This is a genomic window from Acidocella aluminiidurans, from assembly GCF_055383125.1.
The window spans coordinates 1-22231 of sequence record NZ_AP031589.1 but is presented as its reverse complement, the minus strand read 5'-3'; the positions used below and the strand labels follow the sequence as shown (position 1 = coordinate 22231).

At 66.4% G+C, this 22231-nt stretch carries 18 protein-coding genes; 5 read left to right on the top strand and 13 right to left on the bottom strand.

All coding sequences use genetic code 11. From position 1 onward, the window contains the following. The first annotated feature begins 2 nt into the window (after positions 1 to 2). Positions 3 to 3839 carry a translocation/assembly module TamB domain-containing protein gene (locus ACZ46S_RS00090; RefSeq protein WP_464062865.1) on the top strand — a complete coding sequence of 1279 codons (3837 nt, stop codon included), beginning with the start codon at positions 3 to 5 and terminating at the stop codon, positions 3837 to 3839. A gap of 243 nt (positions 3840 to 4082) precedes the next feature. On the opposite strand, the gene ACZ46S_RS00085 is transcribed toward ACZ46S_RS00090, so the two are convergent. Genes ACZ46S_RS00085 through ACZ46S_RS00075 form a run of 3 tightly spaced genes read right to left on the bottom strand, consistent with a single transcriptional unit; the run spans position 4083 to position 7872 of the window. Then, positions 4083 to 5552, bottom strand: a complete 1470-nt coding sequence (locus ACZ46S_RS00085; protein ID WP_464062864.1) for a glycosyltransferase family protein — start codon at positions 5550 to 5552, stop codon at positions 4083 to 4085. Between the two features lie 11 nt (positions 5553 to 5563). Beyond that, positions 5564 to 7132 carry a peptide chain release factor 3 gene (locus ACZ46S_RS00080; RefSeq protein WP_464062863.1) on the bottom strand — a complete coding sequence of 523 codons (1569 nt, stop codon included), beginning with the start codon at positions 7130 to 7132 and terminating at the stop codon, positions 5564 to 5566. Between the two features lie 47 nt (positions 7133 to 7179). Beyond that, complete coding sequence (locus tag ACZ46S_RS00075; RefSeq protein ID WP_295740154.1) at positions 7180 to 7872, bottom strand: SDR family oxidoreductase; 693 nt, start codon at positions 7870 to 7872, stop codon at positions 7180 to 7182. 305 nt (positions 7873 to 8177) lie between these two features. Between ACZ46S_RS00075 and ACZ46S_RS00070 the strand changes: the two genes are divergently transcribed. The 3 genes from ACZ46S_RS00070 to ACZ46S_RS00060 are packed head-to-tail and all read left to right on the top strand — an operon-like array spanning position 8178 to position 9664. Continuing rightward, positions 8178 to 8366, top strand: coding sequence for a hypothetical protein (locus ACZ46S_RS00070; RefSeq protein WP_295740152.1), 189 nt, complete (start codon positions 8178 to 8180; stop codon positions 8364 to 8366). Continuing rightward, positions 8363 to 9391 (top strand): GNAT family N-acetyltransferase, encoded by a 1029-nt coding sequence (locus ACZ46S_RS00065; protein ID WP_464062862.1) that lies wholly within the window; start codon positions 8363 to 8365, stop codon positions 9389 to 9391. Before ACZ46S_RS00070 ends, ACZ46S_RS00065 begins: the two co-directional genes overlap by 4 nt. Before the next feature lie 33 nt (positions 9392 to 9424). Further along, positions 9425 to 9664: a DUF2188 domain-containing protein gene (locus tag ACZ46S_RS00060; protein ID WP_295740145.1), complete on the top strand. Its 240-nt coding sequence runs from the start codon at positions 9425 to 9427 to the stop codon at positions 9662 to 9664. Here ACZ46S_RS00060 and ACZ46S_RS00055 read toward each other — a convergent pair whose 3' ends face one another. The 4 genes from ACZ46S_RS00055 to ACZ46S_RS00040 form a co-directional block, all read right to left on the bottom strand. After that, positions 9665 to 12439, bottom strand: coding sequence for a Hint domain-containing protein (locus ACZ46S_RS00055; RefSeq protein WP_464062861.1), 2775 nt, complete (start codon positions 12437 to 12439; stop codon positions 9665 to 9667). Positions 12440 to 12507: 68 nt separating this feature from the next. Then, positions 12508 to 13353, bottom strand: a complete 846-nt coding sequence (locus ACZ46S_RS00050) for a CDP-alcohol phosphatidyltransferase family protein (protein ID WP_464064309.1) — start codon at positions 13351 to 13353, stop codon at positions 12508 to 12510. Next, positions 13353 to 14042 carry a phosphatidylserine decarboxylase gene (locus ACZ46S_RS00045; protein ID WP_295740139.1) on the bottom strand — a complete coding sequence of 230 codons (690 nt, stop codon included), beginning with the start codon at positions 14040 to 14042 and terminating at the stop codon, positions 13353 to 13355. Before ACZ46S_RS00045 ends, ACZ46S_RS00050 begins: the two co-directional genes overlap by 1 nt. A 16-nt stretch (positions 14043 to 14058) precedes the next feature. Then, on the bottom strand, positions 14059 to 15039 hold the full coding sequence (locus tag ACZ46S_RS00040; RefSeq protein ID WP_464062860.1) for a LysM peptidoglycan-binding domain-containing protein: 981 nt from the start codon (positions 15037 to 15039) through the stop codon (positions 14059 to 14061). Positions 15040 to 15092: 53 nt separating this feature from the next. Here ACZ46S_RS00040 and ACZ46S_RS00035 point away from each other — a divergent pair, with 53 nt between their 5' ends. Then, entirely contained in the window at positions 15093 to 15653 is a 561-nt protein-coding gene (locus tag ACZ46S_RS00035; RefSeq protein ID WP_464062859.1) for an LOG family protein, read from the top strand. Positions 15654 to 15864: 211 nt separating this feature from the next. Here the strand turns inward: ACZ46S_RS00035 and ACZ46S_RS00030 are convergent, their stop codons facing one another. The 6 genes from ACZ46S_RS00030 to dnaA form a co-directional block, all read right to left on the bottom strand. After that, positions 15865 to 16254: a flagellar biosynthesis repressor FlbT gene (locus tag ACZ46S_RS00030; RefSeq protein WP_464062858.1), complete on the bottom strand. Its 390-nt coding sequence runs from the start codon at positions 16252 to 16254 to the stop codon at positions 15865 to 15867. A 76-nt stretch (positions 16255 to 16330) separates the two neighbouring features. Then, a complete protein-coding gene (locus tag ACZ46S_RS00025; RefSeq protein ID WP_464062857.1) occupies positions 16331 to 17146 on the bottom strand; it encodes a TIGR00282 family metallophosphoesterase in 816 nt (271 codons plus the stop codon). A 40-nt stretch (positions 17147 to 17186) separates the two neighbouring features. Further along, positions 17187 to 18179, bottom strand: coding sequence for an SDR family oxidoreductase (locus ACZ46S_RS00020; protein WP_464062856.1), 993 nt, complete (start codon positions 18177 to 18179; stop codon positions 17187 to 17189). Positions 18180 to 18254: 75 nt separating this feature from the next. Continuing rightward, the gene (gene recF / locus ACZ46S_RS00015) at positions 18255 to 19349 is read right to left on the bottom strand and encodes a DNA replication/repair protein RecF (protein ID WP_464062855.1); all 1095 of its coding nucleotides are present in this window, start codon (positions 19347 to 19349) and stop codon (positions 18255 to 18257) included. 158 nt (positions 19350 to 19507) lie between these two features. Continuing rightward, positions 19508 to 20635, bottom strand: a complete 1128-nt coding sequence (gene dnaN, locus ACZ46S_RS00010) for a DNA polymerase III subunit beta (protein WP_008492289.1) — start codon at positions 20633 to 20635, stop codon at positions 19508 to 19510. 150 nt (positions 20636 to 20785) lie between these two features. Beyond that, entirely contained in the window at positions 20786 to 22171 is a 1386-nt protein-coding gene (gene dnaA / locus ACZ46S_RS00005) for a chromosomal replication initiator protein DnaA (protein ID WP_295744538.1), read from the bottom strand. Positions 22172 to 22231 lie beyond the last annotated feature (60 nt).

Sequence of the window (22231 nt, the reverse complement as noted above, 5' to 3'; positions counted from 1 at the left end):
CCATGCGCTGGGTGAAACGCATCCTGATCGGGCTGTTGGGGCTGGTGCTGATCGTCATTCTGGCGGTGGCGGGCGTTGTCGTGGTGCTGAATTCCGCCGGCGGGCGCGCCTTCGCGGTGCGCGAGATCAACAAATACGGCGCCGCCTATATCCAGATCGGCCAGCTGCGCGGGCATTTTCCTGCGGACATCAACATCACGAGCGTCGCGGTGAAGGACCCGAAAGGCATCTGGCTCTCCGGCCGGGATGTGACGCTGAAATGGTCGCCCCTGCAGCTCTTGCGCCGCAATCTCGCCGTGCGGCTGCTGAGCGCGCAAAGCCTGGACGTCGCCCGCGCCCCCGCCTATCCGGCCAGCAAGCGCAAAAATTCCGGCAACAGCCAGCTGCCCGGCTTGCGGCTCAACCTCGACCGGCTGGAGATCGCCGCGCTGCATGTGGCGCCATCGCTGGCCGGGGAGGATGTGACGCTGCATGTCACCGGGCAGACGCATCTGCGCGATCTCCAGCATGGCGACATCGCGCTGAACGCCACCACCGAAAGCGGCGATGCGGATTACGCCCTGACCGGCACGCTGGCCCCACAGAGCGTGGCGATGAAACTGCATGTGCAGGAGCCGCCGAACGGGCTGATCGGGCATTTTGCCGGCCCGCAAGTGCAGCTGCCGCTGAAGTTCGACGTCATGCTGAACGGCCCGCGCGCCCATGCCGCGCTGCAGGCGGCGCTGGCGCTGGGCGATGCCAGGCTGAACGTTACCGGCACGCTGGGGCTGGACCAGACATCCCCGTTCGCGGATGTGGTGCTGAGCGTGCCCGCTTTGGCCCCGTTCGGCACGCTGGCCAGGCAGCCGATCAGCGGCCAGACCCAGCTGCATCTGGTGGTGGAGCCGACCGCCAGGCAGGATGGCGCGACGCTGGCGCTGCAAGGCGATGTCGCCCTCAGCCAGTCCCCCGCCGGGCTGGACAAGTTCCTGAATGGCGAGACGCATCTCTCGCTGCTGGCCAGCCTGCAGGGCAACAAGGTCACCATCGGTCAGCTCTTGCTGGATGCCCCGCATGCGCAGATCAGCGGCCATGGGGTACTGGACAAGCAGCAGCTCGACCTCACCACGGATGCCAAGCTCAACGACCTCGCAACCCTGCTGCCACGGCTGCAGGGCGCGCTGCAGCTGCATAGCCATGTCACCGGCACCGTGCAGGATTTCGCCACCCGGACCGCCATCGACGGCCAGGTCAGCGTGCCGAACGTACCGAGCGGGCCGTTCCAGCTCGATCTCGCCGCCCAGCATCTGCCGAAAGCGCCGCAAGGCACCCTCACCGGCAGCGGCACGCTGGCCGGATCGCCCCTGAATCTCGATGCCAGCTTCGCCCGCCAGGACAGCGGCGCCGCCAGCCTGAAAATCGCCCGGCTGGACTGGAAATCCTTGGCGGCGCAGGCGGATCTGGCGCTGGCGGCCGGCGCCAGACTGCCCACCGGCAGCGCGCATCTGGCTCTGGGCCATCTCGCGGATTTCGATGATTTCACCGGCATGAAGCTGCACGGCGCGCTGCAGGCGGATTTCGCCGACCAGGGCCAGCAGACTCTCTCATTGCAGGCCAGTGCCAAAAACATCTCCGGCGTACCCTCGATCGGCGCCGCCAACGCCACGCTGGAGGCGCAAGGCACGCTGCAAGCGCTGGCGGTGAAGCTGGATGCCAGCGTCGCCCGGCTGATGGGCGCGGCGGCGAAGCTGGCTTTGTCCGGAACCCTGAACATCCCAGCACAGAGCGCGCATCTCGCCAGCCTGACCGGCAATTGGCACGGGCTGAACGCCAGGCTCAACGGCCCCGCCGACATTGAAGCCAAGCCGGAGATGGCGGTGCGGCATCTGGACCTCTCCGTCGGCAAGGCCGCCATCGCGCTGGATGGCACCCTCTCCCCGACGCTGAACGCCAAGGCCAGCGTGAAAAATCTCGATCTGGCGCTGGCGAAGCTCTTCGTGCCCAGCGTGAATGCCGCCGGCATCGTCAATCTCACCGCCAATGTCAGCGGCACGCCGAAGGCCCCCGCCGGGCAGGTGGCGCTGAATGCCACCGGCCTGCGCTATATCGACAAATCCACCGCCGCCCTGCCCGCCGCCACCATCGCCGGCACCGCGACGCTGAGAGGCGACAGCGCCGATGTGAACATCAAGGCCCAGGCCGGGGCGGATGCGAACATCACCGCGCGCGGCACCGCCCCGCTCTCAATGACCGGGCGGATGAAGCTGGCGCTGGATGCGAAGCTCGATCTGGCGATGCTCAACCCGCTGTTGGCGAAGATGCACACCAAGCTCAGCGGCACGCTGAGCACCAGCGCCCAGCTCTCCGGCACGCCGAAGGCCCCCGCCGGGCAGATCAGCCTGACCGGCCGCAATCTGCGCGACGAGGCCGGCCCCGCCGCCGCCCTGCCCGCCGCCAGCCTGGATGCCAAGGCCAATCTGCAAGGCCAGCGTGCCGCGCTTGATGTGGCGGTGAAGGCCGGGCCGGATGTGAACCTCACCGCCCGCGGCACTGCCCCCTTCACCAGCACTGGCGCCATCAACATGGCGGTGGCCGGACGGCTGGACCTGAAGCTGCTCGACCCGATCCTCGCCGCGAACGGCAATCTGGTGCGCGGACGGATCGACACCAATCTGCGGATCGCCGGCACCGCCAAGGCCCCGCGCGCCAATGGCACGTTGAGACTGGCCGATGGCAGCGTGCAGAACATCGCCTCCGGGCTCAACCTCACCGCCATCAATGCCAGCGTGACCGCGGCCGACAAGCTGATCACGCTGCAAAGCCTGTCCGCCACCGCCGGCCAGGGCAAGATTACCGGCCATGGCAGCGTCGATCTCGGCGCGCCCAACCTGCCGGTGGATATTTCGCTGAACGCGGACCACGCCACGCCGATTTCCTCCGATCTGGTCAGCGAGACGCTGAATGCCGCGCTGCGCCTGCAAGGCGATCTGAAGGGCAACGCCGCGCTCGGCGGCACGGTCGATATTCTCAAGGCCAATATCAACCTGCCGAAATCGCTGCCGCCTTCGGTCGCCAATCTGCCGATCCATAATGGCAGCGCGCCGCCGCCCAAACCCAGCAGCGCCGCGCCCCCCGCCCCGCCGATCCGCCTTGCCCTGGATGTCCGCGCCAGGAACCAGGTCTTCATTCGCGGCGACGGGCTGTTCGCGGAGCTGGGGGGCAATATCCGCATCGGCGGCACGGCGGATAATCCGCTTCCCTCCGGCGGCTTCAACCTGATCCGCGGCACCTTCTCGCTGACCGGGACGACGCTGCAATTCACCTCCGGCAAGATCGATTTCAACGGCGCCGGCTTCATCCCCGTGCTGGATCTTGAGGCGACGACGCCGACCAGCACCAACGGCACCGCGACGCTGGTGATCGGCGGCACGGCGGCGAAGCCGAAAATCACCCTGACCAGCTCGCCGCCAATGCCGTCTGACGAAATCCTCTCGCAAATCCTGTTCAAGCAGAGCGCCTCCAGCCTGTCGCCGTTCCAGGCAGCCTCGCTGGCGGTGGCGCTCGCACAGCTCACCGGTGTCGGCGGGGGGTTCAGCCCGGTGGATTCGGTGCGCAACGCGCTGGGGCTGGACCAGCTCTCGGTAGGCTCCGACAGCGCCGGCAACCCCGCCGTGCAGGCCGGGCGCTACGTGGCGCCGGGGGTTTATGTGGGCGCCAGCCAGGCCACTTCCGGCGGCGGCACCTCCGCGAAAGTACAGATCAATCTCTATAAGGGGCTGAAGCTGCAAACGACGACGGGGCAGGACAGCACGGGTAACAATGGCAGCTCGGTGGGGCTGACCTACCAGTTCAATTATTAGAGTCATATCTGTTTAGAGCATCAAGCTTTTAGCTTGATGCTCTAAATTTTGTTTTAGCGAGCAATTTCATGTGTTTATCTTGACGCTGGCGCGTCAATCTAAACACATATTGCTCTAGGTTGACACGACAGCGTCAAGATAAACACATGAAATTGCGCGCCAAAATAAAGGAAAGTCAGAGCTTCAGGCAAAAAGCGTGAAGCTCTGAAACCGCACGGCCTCAAGCGGCAGATAACACATCTCTCAATATGCGGCGTTTGGTGGTGCCCATTGTACCAATCGCAGGCCCGGGACACTCAAGGTCTCTTTGGAGGCAATTCGAAGCCGGGTGCCCGGGATCTGCGAAAACACTTTCAACCCGGCCTGCGCCGCCAGCGCCAGCGCCGGCGCGGTGCCCTGCCCATGGGCGAAGAAAATCACTGTATCGGGCAGTGGCGGCTGTGGCCCCCAAAGGATTTGCGAGCGCTGAAATCGCCCCGGCGCCAGGGCGACCACCGCGCCATCCGCCACCACCCGCCCCAGCTTCGCCTGGCTCACCAACTCAATCGCCCGGTTGGTACGCGCCTGCATCGCCAAGCTGGGCGGCGAAAGGAATTCCCCCGGGAAACGCAAATTTTGCGGATTTTGCATCCCCCAAAGCCCGACAAAGGAGCAAAGCAGGATGGTCACAAAGGCGCGTTTGGCCTGAACCGGCGTGGTGACGTTGCGCGCCTGAAAGCGGACCGCGAACCCGTGGCCGAGCAATGGCCATGCCATCCCGAACACCAACGGAAACGGATAATAATTACAGAGCGTTCCAGCAAAGGGACTGCTGGCCATCAGATTCAGGGCCAGCCAGGGCAGGCAGGATATGAAGCCGGCCACGATGGAAGGGGCCCGCCAGCGCTCCGCCAGGATGACCGCCGCGACGATCGGCAGCACGAGATAGAGCCGGTAGATTAGCCAGAATGTGAGGCGCGTGGCGATCGTTACCAGACTCACGGGCGGAAAGCCGCCATGGCCGAGATAAACATCGTCCAGCGCCGCCGCGTTTGGGAAGATGGCGTGCTGAATGGCGAGAATAGAAGCACTCCAGCCCAGTGCGGCCACCGCGTAACCGGCGAGCGGGCGCAGCCTGTCCCACGCCACCCCCTGCATACGCAGCGCCCAGATGCCGCTGGCCAGCAGCAACCCAAGATGAACGCCGGCATCCTCGCGGGTGCTCAGGCAGAGCGCGAAGAAACATAGCGCCGCCCCATGGCGCCCATGCAGCAGGCAGGTGAGAAACGCGATGCCGCTGGCCACGATGAGCAGCTCGAAATGCGGATTGCAGCTTGCGGCCAGTACCATCCCGTTGAACGCGAACAGGATCGCCAATCCGGCAGCGGACCAGCGCCGCATCGGCATGCCGCGCAGCAGCGCGTACACCGCGAGAGCCATTCCTCCCTGCACGCCCCCCAAAAACAAGGAAAAGAACTGTTCGCGTGTGACCGGCAGCAGCCAGGAGAGGCCCGAGGTGAGCCAGAACACCAGCGCCATATGGGTGGCGAGAAAACTGTCGCCGCGCCATACCAAGGGCAATGTAAGCCCCCAGCCATTATGCCACATGGCCGGGGCGAGCATGCCGGCATCCCCCCACCAAGCGCCGTTAATATAGAAACTTCGCAGGCCGAGCGAGAAAAATGCGTAAGCGGGGATAAGGAAAACCGCGATCGGCAGCCCCCATCGCAGCACTCTCGCCACCTTTAAGTGCGCTCACGCGTTGCCGAGAAGGTGAGCTCCGGGAAGTTTTCCTTCATCCGGTTCAGCTCCCAGGCGTTGCGCACCATGTAAACCGGCGCGCCGTCCCGGTCCTCGCTCATCGCGCTCTTATTCACCTCGATGAAGAATTTCAGCCTGGCGCTGTCCTGCGAGAAGATCCAGCGGGCGGTATCGAACGGCGCCGGGTCGAAGCCGATCGGCACGTTATATTCCTGCTCGATGCGGCTTGAGAGCACGTCCAGCTGCAGCATGCCGACGACGCCGACGATCCAGTCCGCCCCGGTCATCGGCCGGAACACCTGGGTGACACCTTCCTCCGCCAGATCCTCCAGCGCCTTGCGCATCTGCTTGGCCTTCATCGGGTCGGCCAGGCGCACACGGCGCAGAATTTCCGGGGCGAAATCCGGAATGCCGGTGAAGCGCAGCTTCTCGCCCTCGGTCAGCGTGTCGCCCACCCGCAGCGTGCCATGGTTGGGAATACCGATAATGTCGCCGGGGAAGGCTTCCTCCGCCAGCGAGCGGTCCTGGGCGAAGAAGAAGATCGGCGCCTGAATCGCCATCGGCTTACCGGTGCGCGAATGGTTCAGCTTCATGCCGCGGGTAAACTTGCCTGAGCAGATGCGGGTGAAGGCGATGCGGTCGCGGTGCTGCGGGTCCATGTTCGCCTGCACCTTGAACACGAAGCCGGTCACCGGCTTCTCCTCCGGCGCCACCTCGCGCACATCCGTGGCCCGGGGCTGCGGCGGCGGGGCGTTGGCCACCAGCCCTTCCAGCAGCTCGCGCACGGAATAATCCTTCAAGGCCGAGCCGAAATAGACCGGGGTCAGATGCCCTTCCTCGTAGGATTGCGCATCGAAGGCCGGATAGGCGGCGCGGATCAGCTCCACATCCTCATCCAGCTGCGCCTGCTGGTCGGGGGGGATGGCGAAGCTCTGCGCTGGCCCGTCCTCGCCCGGCTTCTTCGCGGAGACCAGCTGGTCATTGCCCAGATTATAACAGCCCTTGAACAGCCCGCCCGAGCCGATCGGCCAGACCATCGGGCAGATATCCAGCTGCAGCGTATCGGCGATCTCATCGAGCAGCGCGAACGGGTTCTGGCTCTCGCGGTCGATCTTGTTGATGAAGGTGGTGATCGGGATGTTGCGCAGCCGGCAGACCTCGAACAATTTCTTGGTCTGCAGCTCGATGCCCTTGGCGGCGTCGATCACCATCACCGCGCTGTCCACCGCCGTCAGCGTCCGGTAGGTATCCTCGGAGAAATCCTCATGGCCTGGCGTGTCCAGCAGGTTGAACACCGCGCCGCCAAACTCGAAGGTCATCACCGAGGAGGTCACGGAAATGCCGCGCTGGCGCTCGATCTTCATCCAGTCCGAGCGGGTCTGGCGGCGGTCCTGGCGCGCCTTCACCATCCCCGCCTCGCGGATCGCGCCGCCGAACAGCAGCAGCTTCTCGGTCAGCGTGGTCTTGCCGGCGTCTGGGTGGGAGATGATCGCGAAGGTGCGGCGCGGCGGAATGCCGGAGATGCTCTCGCTCTGGGGAAGGGCCTGGTCCATCGCGGCGATCTAGCAAGGTTTCGCGCCGAAACCAACCGCGCCCGGCCCTACCAGGGCACGATCTTGCCGCGATAATCCAGGAATTCGTGCCCGCCGCTGCCGGCGCGTGATTCCAGCACATCCGCCATGCCCTTGGCCGAGGTCTCGACATCCAGGGGCGCGGTCTCGCCCCCCATATCCGTGCGCACCCAGCCCGGATGCAGATTGACGATGGTGAGATATTCATGCGCGGCGGCGAAGGCACGGCTGAGCCGGTTCAGCATCGCCTTGCTGGCGGCATAAAGCGGGCTGGCATCGTTGGCGTTCAGCTCTAAACTGCCCAGCGCCGAGGACATGAAGGCCAGCACCCCGGTCTCGGGCTTCAGCAGCAGCGCCAGACGCTCCGCCAGGCGCAGCGGCGCGATGGCGTTGGTCATCATCAGATGCGTGATTTCCTCGGCGGTGACCTCGTCCAGCCCCTTGTCGCGCGGGCCGTAAATACCGGCATTCAGCACCACGATGTCGAACACATGGCCCTTCATCCGCGCCAGAAACGCATCGGCCATATTCGGGTTGTTGATGTCCAGCGTATCGAGCGTGAGCTGCTGGTAATACTCCTCCAGCCCGGCGCCGTGAATCGCGGCGCGCACCGTGGCGGTGACATGATAGCCCCGGCGCAGAAACTCCTTGGTCAATCCCAGCCCCAACCCCCGCGAGGCGCCGACGATGAGCACCTGCTTTCTTTCCGGCTTCGCGGCCATCGCCACTCCTTGCGTTTTGCGTCCGCCCTAGAAAAGGCCCCGAAAGCCGGGCGGCACAAGAGGCGCTTGCGAATAGGAGCTTGGCAAAACATGATTTCCTCGTTAGCGTCAGGTCCCATGACGCAACCACTCACCCGTGCGATGACCATCGTAGCCGCCAATATTATTGGCGGCGTGCGTATGCGCGCGCGGGCGCGGCAAGGTTAGCGGGCTTCCCAACCCCGACCGTCCCCAACCCCGCCCACACGCAAGGCGGGGTTTTTTCTGGAAAACGCCCCGCCTCCCAACCGAAGAGGAGCTTTTCCATGTCGCCCCTGGCCTGGCTGCCGTTTCTGTCCCTCTGTGCCGCCGCGCTCGGCTTTGCCGCGGCCACCGCGCGGGCGCGCATGCTGGCGCGCCGGCCGGCCGCGCCGCCGCCGCGCGGCTTCCGCCCGGTGGTGATCGAAGGCGGCAAGGCGCAGATAGCGGCCTGTGCCGAGGAGGCGATGCCATGATCAGCATCCGCCCCGCCTGCGCGGATGATGCCCTCGCGCTCAACCGCATCTATAACCAACCCGGCGTGCGCCGCTTCACCAGCGCCCTGCCCTTCACCAGCCTGGCCCGGACGCAAGCCGTGCTGGTCGACAAAGCGGGCATACATGCGAGTCTGGTGGCCTGCGGGCCGGATGGCGCGGTGCTGGGCCAGGCCAGCCTGCGCCGCGAGACCAACCCGAGGCGGGCTTATGCGGCGACGCTGGGGATCATGGTGGACGAAACCGCGCAGCGCCAGGGCATTGGCAGCGCCTTGCTGGCGGCGCTGCTGGACCTCGCGGATCACTGGCTCAATCTGCACAAGATCGAGCTGACGGTCTTCGCCAACAACGAGGCCGCGATCGCCCTTTATAAGCGCTTCGGCTTCGTCACCGAGGCGGTTCTGCGCCATGAGGCGATGCAGGAGGGCGTGCTGCGCGACGCGCTGGCGATGGGGCGGCTGCGCCAAGGCCTGAAGCGCGATGCCAGCCCGCCGCCGCCGCGCCCGCCCCAGGCGCCACGCGCCCCCTTCAGCCTGCGCGCGCCGATGCCGGATGACCTGCCGGGCCTGGCCGCCTTATGCAGCCTGCCCGGCATCTGCTTTGGCACCACCGGACGGCCATTCATGACGCCGCGGGATGTGGCGCATCTGGTCACGCCGGAGAGCGGGGCGCATGCCATCCTCGCCCTGTCCGGCGAGGTGGTGGCGGGGCTGGCGGTGCTGACACCGGGGCGGGGGCGCCATCTGCATGCCGGCACGGTGGAGTCGCTGCTCGTGCATGACGCGTATCAGGGCCAGGGCATCGGGCGCGCCTTGCTCTCGGCGGTGCTGGAGCTGGCGGATTGCTGGCTGGGGCTCAGCCGCGTCGCATTGGCGGTGCTGGCGGATCAGGAACATGCGATCCGGCTTTATGAATCATTCGGCTTCGAGGTGGAGGGGCGTTTCGCCGCGGATATTTTCCGGGGCGGCGCCTATGCCGACTCACTGGCCATGGCGCGGCTTCGATGACGCCTTATATTGAGAGCTGAAAGGAGTGCCCGCATGAGCACCGCGCATTACAGGATCGTCCCGCACGATGGCGGCTTCGCCTATACGCTGGATGGCAGCTTTTCCGAAAGCTTTAAGACCCGCGAGGCGGCGTTGAAGGCCGCGCGCCGCGCCGCGCAGGAGCAGCGGGTGCCTGGCGAGACCAGGCTGATCCAGTATCAGAGCGAGGACGGCGCCTGGCACACCGAGGAAGCCCTGGGCATCGACCGCCCGCATACGGATGTGAAGGGCTGATCAGGCGGCGCGGCGCCCCGCAACGGGGAGCAAGGCGCCGTCCCCCACACGGGAAATGCGCAAGCGCGCCGGGTGATAACGGCGCGGCGCGCTGAAGCTGAAACCAGCGCGGCCGATGCCGATGCCGGCTTGTTCGAGATCCGGCCGATGGTCGCAGGCCAGCACCGTGCCGAGTCTGGTTCGCCCGGCATAGATCTCCAGCGCCTGCGGCCAGAGCGGTGAGGCGATATCCTGCGCCCAACCGGTGACCATGCGCCCATCGGCAATGTCGATACAGCCACGCAGCGCCCCGAAGCCCGGCGGCGGCGGCAGCAAGGGGCGCAGCGCGGCGGCCAGGCTGGGGCCGGAGAGGAAGCGCGGGGCGCACAGGCTGAGCGCGGGCGGCGCCTGCCAGCCCGGATTGGCCGCCAGAAACGCCGCGACATTGTCAAACTGCGCGCGCAGCTCCGGCCCGTCGGCAAAGCTCTCGGCCCAGACGCTTTCCGCCAGCAGGCAATCATGACGCTCAAATTCCGGCAGGACATACTCGACCGCCTCTGTCGGCTCCGGCTGGGTGATGGTGACGCCGTTGATCAGCGCCTCGGCCAGCACCAGCACCCCGCCCAGCAGCAAGGAATGGCCCGGGGAGACGAACAAATCGCGCGACGGCAGGCCCATGCCGAGTGCGCCCTTCTGGATGCAAACCGGCCAGCGCCCGCGCTGGCCGCGCAGCGCCTCCAACCCGAAACACTGGCGGCCGATCCAGCGAATCGGCTGGTGTCCGCCAAAGCGCGTCGGCAGCACGTCGCCAATGCGCAGCGACGCGACATCGCGCTCGCCCTCCACGGTCTGGATCATGGTCCCGCGCCGGTAGCAGATGACGATCTCAGCGCCGCCTGCCGTCTGGCTGAGTGTCACCGGCCCGGCCTGATAGCTACCGGCCAGGGCAATGGTTTGCGTCCCGCTGACCTCGCTCAACACCAGCCCCGTCCCGGCGACGAGGCTGGCGGCGCTGGCGCTCACCCCGTCCAGACGCAGAACATCCCCCGCGCCGAACCCGGCGAGGGTCTGACCGCCGGCAAGCTCGGCGACCGTCCCGGCCAGCAACCAGCCCGTGCCGGTGAAGGAGATCTCGGAAAAGCCGGAAAAACTTCCCCCCATATCCAACGTGCCTTGGCTGCCGGTGAGCAGCAGCGTGCCGCCGCCGCTCACCGCCGTTACCATCCCATCGAACACGCCGCCCGGGGCGACGGTGAGGCTGGGGCTGGCTTCGCTGATATAGGCGGCGAAGCTGCCGGCCAGCGTGCCGGCATTGGTGAAAGCCCCTCCGGCCAGGTCCAGCGCCACGGCCGCGCCCTCGACCAGCCCGCCATTGGTGAAGCTGCCGCCCTGCATCGCCAGCGCCGCATGGCCGAGGATGGTGCCGATATTCTGCACGCTGCCGCCGCCCATCCAAAGCCCGATAAAGGCGCCGCCGCCGCCCGAGAGCAGCCCCTGATTGAGCACCGTGCCGGTATAGAGCGCCACCCCCGCCCCCAACCCTTCGCCCCAGCCATAGCGCGTCCCGGCCCCGCCCTGGATACTGCCCGCATTCACCAGCAGGGCGTCGTTCATCAGCACCACACCGTTGCCGCCGGTCTGCGTCCCGGTGCCGCCGGAGATCGAGCCGCGATTGACCAAGGTGGCGCCAGCCAACACCGAAGCGGCCCCGCCATGGCCGCCGCCGCCGCCCAGCAGCGTGCCATCATTGCTGGCAACCAGCCCCGCCCCGCCGGACAGGCCAACGCCGCCGAACCCGGCATAGGCGCCCGCCCCGCCGGCAATGATGCCGCGATTGGCCAAGCTGCCGGCGCCCAGCACCATGCCGGCCCCCGCCGTGCCCTGCCGCAAGGCCGGACCGGACGGCACGTCAGCGCCCGCGATCAGCCCGGTATTCTGGACCTGCCCCGCCGCCAGCGCCACCGCGGCACCGGCCGAGAAGCCATAGCCGCTCGCCGGAAAGGCCAGCGCGATGGTCCCGCCGCCCAGCATGGTGCCGCTATTATTCAGCCGCACCAGCCCCGCCCCGGCATAAGCCGCATCGAACCCCGCAATGACCCCCGCATTGCCGAGATAGACGCCGGCGCTCAAAATCACCCCGTCATGCCCGGCGGCGATGCTCGTGGCCTGGACCTCACCCTGATTGACCAGGCTGGCGCCGCTGCCCAGCACCAGCCCGGCCAGCCCGCCTTGCACCAGCCCGCCTGGCTGATTTTCCAAAAGCCCGCTGGCGCCCAGCACCATCCCCGCCAGCCCGCCGGAGATGCTGCCCGCATTGCTGACCACACCCGCCCCGCCGAGGCTGACACCATAGGCGCCGCCGGTGATCGTCCCGGTGGCGTCGTTCTCCAGCGCGCCGCTGGCCATGCGCACGCCGATCCGCTGCAAGCCCGTCCCGCCCGCAACACCGCCCTGGATGAGCCCCTGGCTGACCAGGATCCCGCCCGAAGCCAGCACCACCCCTTCCAGATTGCCGGACAGCGTCCCGCCCGGACCATTCTCGATGGTGCCGGCCCCGGCCAGTTCGAGCCCCACCCCGACAGCCGCGCCGCTGGCCAGGGTCAGCGCCGAGACCAGCGTGGCGCTGGTCGCGATGGTCCAGTTCGAGCTTTGATCGCCGTAAAGCGCGCTGACCAGCGCCGGGCTGTCTGTTGCCGCCTGGCCGGCCAAGGTGAGGGAAAGCCCGCTCGCCAGGCTCACGGAGGCGGGGGTTGCCGTGCCCAGCAAGATCGGGCCGCCTTGCGTCAAGCCGGACATCAAACGCTTCTCCGCGCGATTATTCCGGATTCAGACTTAAACCGGTGATTTAATCAAATCAACGAAAATCAAACCTCAGGTTGCATCGCCGCCGGTTCGTCATCGACGACCATCGCCGCATCCCGCCGGGCTTTCGCCTCGCGGGCCAGCTTATGATAGCTGCGCAGCGAAAAAGGCAGCATCACGATATAAGCCAGTCCAGCCAGCGCCCCGGCAATGAAGGGGTCGGCGAAGATCAAAGCCGCGAATACCACCACCCCCAACAGCAGCGGCAGGATGCCGGCGGTCGGGATCTTGAAATTCTTGAAGCTCCAGACCGGCAAAGTGGAGACGCACAGCACCGCCGCCATGGCCAGAACCGCGCCGGTGAAAAGCGGGTAACTCACCACATCCTGCAGCCAGAACTGGTCATGCTCATTCGCCGCCAGACCGATGAAGAGCGGAAACAAAGCGAGTCCCGCGCCAGCCGGGGCCGGCACGCCGGTGAAGAAATTATAGGCGAAGGCGGCCTTCGGGGCGGAATCCAGCGCCGCGTTGAAGCGCGCCAGACGCAGCGCCATGGCGGCGGCGAACATCAAGGGCGGCAGAAAGCCGATCGCCCCCCAAGGCTGCAGCGACCACATATAAAGCAGCAGCGCCGGGGCGATGCCGAAGCAGAGGAAATCCGCCAGGCTGTCGAACTCGGCGCCGAAGCGCGAGGTCGCCTTCAGCAGCCGCGCCAGCCGCCCATCCAGCCCGTCGATCACGCCCGAGACCGCGATTGCCAGCACGGCGGCGCCAAAGCGCCCCTCCAGCCCCAGCCGGATCGAGGACAGCCCGACGCAGAGCCCCAGCAGCGTCATCAGATTGGGCAGCATCCGGTTGAAACTCTGCCCGGAAAAACGCTGCCGGCGCGGCAGCCGACGCGGCCGCATCACGGGAAGGTGCTGAGCACGGGCGGCAGTTCGGCGATCACCGTTTCACCGCCGAGCATGCGCTGGCCGACCGCGACCAGCGGCAGGCAGCCTTCCGGCAAATAGAGATCCGTGCGCGAGCCGAAGCGGATGATGCCGAAACGCTGACCGGCGAGCAGCGCCTGGCCCTCGCTCACCTCGCACAGAATCCGCCGCGCGATCAGCCCGGCGATCTGCACCACCACCACCTCGCGCCCATCAACGGTGCGCAGCAGCATGGAGTTGCGCTCATTATCGTCGCTCGCCTTGTCCTCGGCGGCGGAGAGGAACAGGCCGGGATGATAGGCGATCTTCTGCACCGTGCCGGCGATCGGGGCGCGGTTCACATGCACGTCCAGCACCGAGAGGAAGATGGCGACACGGGTGCGCGGCACAGGCGGCAGGCCGAGCTCCGCCGGCGGGATCGCCTGCTCGATGCTCACCACCAGACCGTCGGCCGGGGCGACGAACACGTTGGGGCGCGGCGGCAGCACGCGCTCCGGGTCGCGGAAGAAATACAGGCAGAACAGAGTGAAGAGCAGGCCGATCCAGGCCAGCGGGTGCCACACCACCAGCCCGATGAGGGCGACCACGATGCCGCCGATGATGAACGGATAACCGGCCTTGTGCGGCGGGCTCATCACCGATTTGATCGTCTCAGCAATATTCATGCAACTCTGCCTTTATTCAGTGCGCCTGATTCTGCGGCAGGGCGAAGGCCTGGCCGGGGAAGATCAGGTTGGGGTCGTGGATCTGCCCCGCATTGGCGGAATAGATCAACGTGTACAAGGTGCCTTTTCCATAAACCCGGCGCGCGATCATCCAGAGATTATCGCCGGGGGCGATCAGCACATGGCCTTCTTGCAGCGCCTTGGTCAAAGCCTCCGGCGCGAAGGGCGCGGTGACCGGCGGGATCGCCTGGCCGTCCGGGCCGGTGGCGTTCAGCGTCACCATGCCAGGCGCCGTCGGCACCGCTGCCTGCAGATGCCAATGGCCGGAGGCATCGGCCTTGGCGGTGCCGAGATCCTTGCCGCCGACATTGACCGTGACCTGCGCCCCGGCCGGGGCGGTGCCGCTGAATATGGCATGGCCCTGCGCGTCGTAATCCACCGCCCCCATGCCGAGCTGGCCGGGCTGCGGCCCCTGGCCGGTGACGACCTTGCTGCCATCCGGCCCGGAGACCACGGCCAGCGCCGGCTGGCCGTTGCCGGGCAGATTGATCGAGGCGCTCTGCTGGCCCTGCACCACCTGCCCGCCCGGCAGCGCCTCGGAGAGGGTGATTTCATGCGAACCGGCGGGCAGCGGGCTGGCCGGGATCAGCACGAAGGCGCCTTGCGCGTCCGCGGTCGCGGTACCCAGCACCTTGTCGCCATCCTTGACGGTGACGGTGGCCCCCGGCGCGGCGCGGCCGGCCATCACCGCATTGCCCTGCGGGTCGACGCGGACGATGTCGAAGCTCGGCACGGCGGGGCCGGCGGCCGCCTGCGGCGCGGCCGGGGCGCTGGGTGCGGCCGGCACGGCCGGAGCCGGCGCGCTCTGGCGGCCGTGATGCAGATAGAACAGCAGCGCCGCATCCCCCAGCGCCAGGATGACCAGCACGAGGAGGATGAACAGACGCAAAGGGGTGCGCTTGCGCACCGGGGTCTCAAGAGTGTCGTTGCTTGCCATGGCCGCTTCAGCCTGCCACGAACGGGGCAGAACTGGAAGCGAGGCAGAGTGAGATGGCTAGTTTTTCCGTCACCGTATTTTGCGGCTCCAACCCGGGGGTGGATCCGGCCTATGCGGCGGCGGCCACATCCTTGGGAGAAGGGCTGGGCAAGCACGGCATGCGCCTGGTGTTCGGCGGCGGCAATGTCGGGCTGATGGGCATCACCGCCGGCGCCACGTTGGGCGCTGGCGGCGAGGTGACCGGCATCATCCCGGATTTCCTGCGCCAGCGCGAGGTCGAGTTCCAGGGCCTGACCGAGCTGATCGTCACCGATTCGATGCATACCCGCAAGCGCCGCCTGTTCGCGCTGGGCGATGCGTTCGTGGTGATGCCCGGCGGGCTGGGCACCTATGACGAGACCTTCGAGATCCTCACCTGGAAGCAGCTCGGCCAGCACGCCAAGCCGATCATTCTGGTGAATATTCTCGGCTGGGCCGATCCGTTCATCGCGATGATCGACGAGACGATCAAGCGCGGCTTCGCCAAGCCGGAGGTGCGCAATTTGTTTGAAGTGCAGCCGGACGTGCCGGCCCTGCTGGCACGGCTGGAAGAGCTGCGCGGCAAGGCCGGCTAGAGCCTTCAGCTTTCAGCTGAATGCTCTAGCTTTCGTTTTGGCGAGCAATTTCATGTGTTTATTTTGACGCTGGCGCGTCAACCTAAACACATATTGCTCTAAGAGACTGTTTGAAAAGCCACTCTGGCGGCCGCCAAGCGGCGATTTGCTGCGCGCCGGTACTCGCAGATCACCACTTGACGACTCACCATAGCGACTTTTGAAACAGCCTCTAATTACCCTGAGTCTGTTCCGCCGCGCGGATCATCTGCCGGGCGCGCTTGAGCCCATCCAGCACGGTCTCCTCGCTGGACAGGCGCAGCAGCGCGGCCCAGTCCTCGCGCTGCGCCTCGCCCGCCTCGCCCATCAGCCGGCGAATGGTGTCGCGGGCGCGCAGCAGCGCCTCCGGCCGCTCCTCATCATCACTGATATAAGCCTGCTGCAAGGCGAAATAGGCTTGGCGCAGCGGGCTGGTGGCCTCCTCCGCCGGCATGATCTGCTTGCCGAACAGGAAGCGCGCGTGGCTGTTCAGCTCCAGCCGCGTGCGGGTTTTGAACCGGATGACCGCTCCATTGAGGATCATCGATTCACCCTGCTTCAGTTCCAGGACCAGAGACGACATCACACCCCGCTTTTGCAAGATTGGAAGATAAACATGAGTCTGCCACGCCTCATGTTAACGGGGGATGAAGCGCCGCTTACGCCGACGGCATGGCCGGCGCCAGACGTCCGCCCAGGCGCACCGGCTCGATGCGTTTGGCCAGGCCGGTGGCGTCGTCCGTCTCCACGAAGGCGCCGCACAAGGTCGCCGGGCCCTCCGCCGGGCTCAGCTTCTCACCCGGCATCTTGCGGATGAACCGGTTCAGCGCCGGCGCCTTCTGCATGCCGATGATCGAATCATAATCCCCGCACATGCCAAGATCCGTCGCAAAGCCAGTGCCGCCGGGGAGGATCTGATGGTCCGCGGTAGGGATATGGGTGTGGGTGCCGGTGACGGCGCTGACGCGGCCATCAAAGGCATGGCCGAACGCCATCTTCTCCGAGGTCGCCTCGGCATGAATGTCGATCAGGATGGCCTGGGCGGTGATGCCGAGCTTATGGCGGGTGAGCAGCTCGTCGATGCCGCGAAACGGGCAATCCATCGCCTCCATGTAGAGCCGGCCCATCGCCTGCGCCACCAGCACCTTGCGCCCATCCGGCAGCACCGCCAGACAGGCCCCCGCCCCCGGCGTACCGGGCGGGAAATTGATCGGGCGAATCAAGCGTTTTTCGTTGGCGATATAGGGGATGATCTCCCGGCGGTCCCAGGCATGGTTGCCCAGCGTGATCACATCCGCCCCGGCGGCGAAGAGCGCCTGCGCCATGTCCGGCCCCAGCCCAAAACCATGGCTGGCATTCTCCGCGTTCACCGCGACGAAATCCAGTTTCAGCGCCGCGCGCAGCTCAGGAATATGTTTGAGAGCCGCCTCGCGGCCGGAGCGGCCGAGCAGGTCGCCGAGCAGAAGAATACGCATGGGAGCGGTATAAGGACTCCCCTGCCTGAAACAAAGCGGCTCAGCCCTGCTTTAAGCGCCGCAGCCCCAACGCGGCGCCGATACCCAGCGCCAGCAGCCCGGCATAGGTCGCCGCCTTATGCCGGCCGGAAAACATCTCCCAGCTGACCTCGCGCTCGACATCGTCGAACCGCCCATGCGCCGCCTCATCGCCGGGTACGGGCTTGAACAAATTGGCCGGACGGTCTTCCGGTTCCTTCTCGCTGGTCAACTGACCGGAATAGCCTTGCCTGGCCAGCACCCAATCGGCAAAGCCCGGCGCGATGCGGTTGGCGAGAATGGCTTTGACCGTCGGGAACCCGACCCAGAACTCCCGGCGCGGATGCTCGGCCGCGAACAGGATCGCCCGTGCCGGCACCTCCGGCGCATAGACCGGCGGCACCGGCATCGGCCGGCGGCCCATCTTGTTCAGCGCCCAGTTGAATTGCGGCGTGTTCACCGCCGGCAGATGCACCATGCAGAGCTTGATCTGGCTGCGATCATGGATCAGCTCGCTGCGCAAACTGTCCGTGAAGCCGCGAATGGCGGATTTCGCCCCGCAATAGGCCGATTGCAAAGGCACCGAGCGATAGGCCAAAGCCGAGCCGACATTGATGATGGTCCCCACGCCGCGCGTCTGCATCGCCGCCAGCGCCGCCAGGCAGCCATGCACGGTGCCGAGATAGGTCACCTCGGTGGCGCGGCGAAATTCCTCGGGTGTCACCTTGGTCACCGGCGCGAACACGGTGGCCATGGCGTTATTGACCCAGACGCTGATCGGCCCGAAATCCTGCTCGATCGCCTGCGCGGCCCCGGAGACGGCATCGGCATCGGCCACATCCACCGAATGCCAGACGGCGCGCGCCCCTAGCCCCTGAATTTCCGTGGCGGCGGCCTGCAGCCGGCCCTCATCGCGCCCCAGCAGCGCCACATCATAGCCCGCCTTGGCGAACATGGTTGCGGTGGCCCGGCCCACCCCGGCGCCAGCGCCGGTGACAACAACGATCTTGCTCATGGCTTCTCCCGTTCTGCGGTTGATCCCCGCGATTTAGGCTCGGTGACGGGCGAATGCCGGCAGGTGGAGAAAGCTTCAGCCGGAGGTCAGGAGGCTATCGCACACGGCCAGATGCGCGGCGTCCAGCCCCGCAAACAGCTCTTGATCCGTGCCAGTCAGCCAGGCCGGCGCGTCCATCCGGGCCAGGGCAGCGAACAAAGCGCCGCGCCGCTCAGCGTCAAGATGCACCAGCGGCTCATCCAGCAGCAGCAGCGGCGGCGCGCCGCGCAGGGTCGAGATCAAACCGGCATGGCCGAGCACGATGCCGATCAGCATCGCCTTTTGCTGGCCGGTGGAGGAAAGTGCCGCCGGCCGCCCGGCCAGCGCATCGGCAATCAGCAGATCGGCTTTCTGCGGGCCGTAGCCTGAGGATTTCGCCGCCGCATCGGCGGCGCGCGAGGCCGCCAGCGCGCCGCGCAGCCAATCCTCCACATCCAACGCCGGCGCGCTGGCCAGGCGTTGCGCAATCGGGCAGGCCAGCCCCAAAATCACCCTTGGAAACGGGTCCGCCGCGCCGGCCTCCAGGCTCGCATTCAGCCGCGCGATCAGCCCCAGCCGCGCCGCGGTGGCGGCGACGGCGTGGCGGGCCATCGCATCCTCCAGCCCCGCCACCCAGGCGGGGTCGTAACGCGGCTCGGCCAGCAGCCGGTTGCGCTGGGCGGAGGCGCTCTCGAAGGCCGCGATCTCGCGCGCATGGAACGGCTCCAGCGCGATCACCAAACGATCCAGGAATTTGCGCCGGCCGGAGGCGGTGTCGGTGAATAGCCGGTCCATCTGCGGCGTCAGCCAGATCGCGGCAAGCTGCTCCGCGACATCCGATTGCGCCTTCGGCTTCACCCCGTTGAGGCGGAACTCCCGCCGCTCCGGCGCACCTTCAACCGCCCCGGTGCCGATTTCCAGCCCGTTGGAAAACTGCGCCGCAACGCCCCACCCCCCTGCCCCGCCTTGGCGCGCCAGCTCGGCGAATTTAGCCCCGCGCAGGCCGCGCCCGGGGACCAGCAGCGAGGCCGCTTCCAGCAGATTGGTCTTGCCCGCGCCGTTCGGGCCGGTGAACACCAGGCGCCGCGCCGGCGCCGCGAAGCGCAGCGCGGTGTAGGAGCGGAAATCGGTGAGGGTCAGACGGGAGAGCAATATTGCGGCGGTCCTTTGCCGCTTTTTGAAAAAAGCGGCACCAAAAACTTTTGCTCTCTGGCGGTGAAGCCCATGCAACAGCGCGGAAAAAACCCAGGTATCCGGGCGCAAAAGTTTTTGGTGTGCAGCCCTTTTTTCAAAAAGGGCTGCAAAAACCCTTACACCCGCATCGGCATCAAAACATAAACCGCCGAGCTGTCATTCTCTTCACGCACCAAAGTCGGTGCGGCGCCGTCCGCGAAGGCGAACTCCACCTTGCCGGATTTGATCTGGTCGGTGACATCCGAGAGATACCGTGCCTGGAAGCCGATTTCCAACGGCCCGGACTGGTAATCCACCAGATCCCCACCCAGCTCTTCGGAGGCCGAACCCTGCTCGGCGGAGGCCGCCGAAATCACCAGCAGCTCCTTCGCCAGCGACAATTTCACCGGGCGATGCTTCTCCGCCGAAATCGCCGAGACGCGGCCGACCGCATCGTTGAAATCCTTCTTGTCGACGCGCAGGATCTTGTCGTTCCCGCGCGGGATCACGCGGTCATAATCCGGGAAGGTGCCGTCGATCAGCTTGCTGGTCAGGCGCATGGTCCCGATGGTGAATTGGATGCGCGTCTCGGAAAGCGCAACTTCCACCTCGCCGCTCGCCTCGTCCAGCAGCTTGCGCAGCTCGGTCACGGTCTTGCGCGGCACGATGATGCCGGGCATGCCCGCCGCCCCGCTCGGCAGCGGCTCCTCCACCCGCGCCAGACGGTGACCGTCCGTCGCCACGGCGCGGATCACCGGGCCGTCCTGGCCCTCGGCCGCGTGCAGATAGATGCCGTTGAGATAATAGCGCGTCTCCTCGGTGGAGATCGCAAAGCGCGTGCGGTCGATCAGCCCGCGCAGCTCGATCGCGGAGAGCACGAAACTGTGGGAGAGCTTGCCGGCATCGAGCTTGGGAAACTCCTCGACCGAGAGCGCCACCAGGCTGGTGGAATAGCGCCCGGCGCGCAGCGCCAGCGGCGCGTCGCCGCCCGGATGGTCGAGCTCGATCACCGCATTCTCAGGCTGGCGGCGGACGATTTCATACAAGGTCGCCGCCGGCACGGTGATGGCGCCATCGCGCAGCGTCTCCGCCGCCACCTCTTCCACCAGCGCGATCTCCAGATCGGTGGCGGCGATGGAGAGCCGGCCATTCTGTACGGAGAGCAGCACATTGGCGAGAATGGGAATGGTATTGCGCTTCTCCACCACGTTCTGAACGTGGGCCAGAGACTTCATCAGCGTGGCGCGATCGGCCTTGAACTTCATGATACCCTTCCAGACTGCGATCGAATCACTTGGTTTGCGGCGCGATTCGGGCCTTAGAGTAGCAAGCCGACCAGGGGCTTGCAAAGCCAGGGATTCGGCCAAAGAAAAGGGGCCTCGCGGGCCCCTTTCGCACCGCCGGCAAAGGCCGGCTCAGTTCTCCAACATGCGCTTGAGCAGCTCGACATCCTCGGCAAACGCCGCGTCCTGGCCGATCAGCTCGGTCACCCGCGAGACCGCATGCATCACGGTGGTATGGTCGCGGTCGCCGAAATGCCGGCCGATATCCGGCAGGCTCTTCGAGGTGAGCTGCTTGGCCAGATACATTGCCACCTGACGCGGCCGGGCGATGTTGCGCGCCCGCCGGGCGGAGCTCATCTCGGCGATGCGGATGTTGTAATGCTCGCAGACCCGCTTCTGGATTTCCTGGATGGAGATCTTGCGGTCATGCGCCTTCAGCACGTCGTGCAGCACCTCATGCGCGGTATCCAGCGTCACCTGCCGGTTGAACAGATTGGCATGGGCGACAAGGCGGTTCAGCGCCCCCTCCAGCTCACGGTTATTGCTGGTGATCTTGCGGGCGAGGAATTCCAGCACCTTCGGCGGCACCTCCACCCCGGCGCGCTGCGCCTTGGCTTCCAGAATGGAATAGCGCAGCTCGAAGGTGGTGGCGTGCAGATCCGCGACGATGCCGCAGCCCAGCCGGGTGCGCAGGCGATCCTCCAGCCCCGACAGGTCGGAGGGGGATTTGTCGGCGGAGATGACGATCTGCTTGCCCGCATCCACCAGCGCGTTGAAGGTGTGGAAGAATTCTTCCTGGGTGTTGTCCTTGCCGATCAGGAACTGCAGATCGTCGATCATCAGCACATCGACGGAGCGCAGCTCGTTCTTGAATTCCAGCGTGGATTGCGAGCGCAGCGCGTTGATGAAGCGGTACATGAAGCGCTCGGCGGACATGTAGGCGACCGAGACCGGCCGCCCGCCGCGCGCATTGGTGGAAAGCTCCCAGGCGATGGCGTGCATCAGATGGGTCTTGCCCAGCCCGACACCGCCATAAAGGAAGAGCGGGTTGAAGCCGGGCGTCGCCGGGCTTTCGGCCACCCGCCGCGCGCAGGCATAGGCGAACTCGTTCGGCTTGCCGACAACGAAGGTCTCGAAGGTAAAGCGCTGGTCCAGCCCGGCCATGTTTTCCTGGCGCGGCGCCTGCATCGCCACCTGCGCGGCGGCGGGCTGGGTCGTCGGCTCGGCCAGATCCGGCGCGGCCGGCCGCGCGGAGGGCGCGCCGGTGCGGAACTCAACCCGCTTCACGCCCGGATTCTCCGCCTGCCAGAAGGAGGCGATCAGCTCGCCATATTCCTTGTTCACCCAGTCGCGCAGGAAGCGGGTCGGCAGCAGCACCACCGCCTCATCGCCGGCAACCCCGCCAAAGCTGACCTGCTTCAGCCAGGTGCGATACTCCACCTCACCCACTTCCGCCTGCAGCCGGGCGCGCACACGGCCCCATTGCTCGGCTAGGCGCGCCTCTTCATTCCACACCATGGAGGTTTGCAGCGCAGCGCCGCCCTGACCAGAGGAATTGATCTCTAGGTTGATACCCAT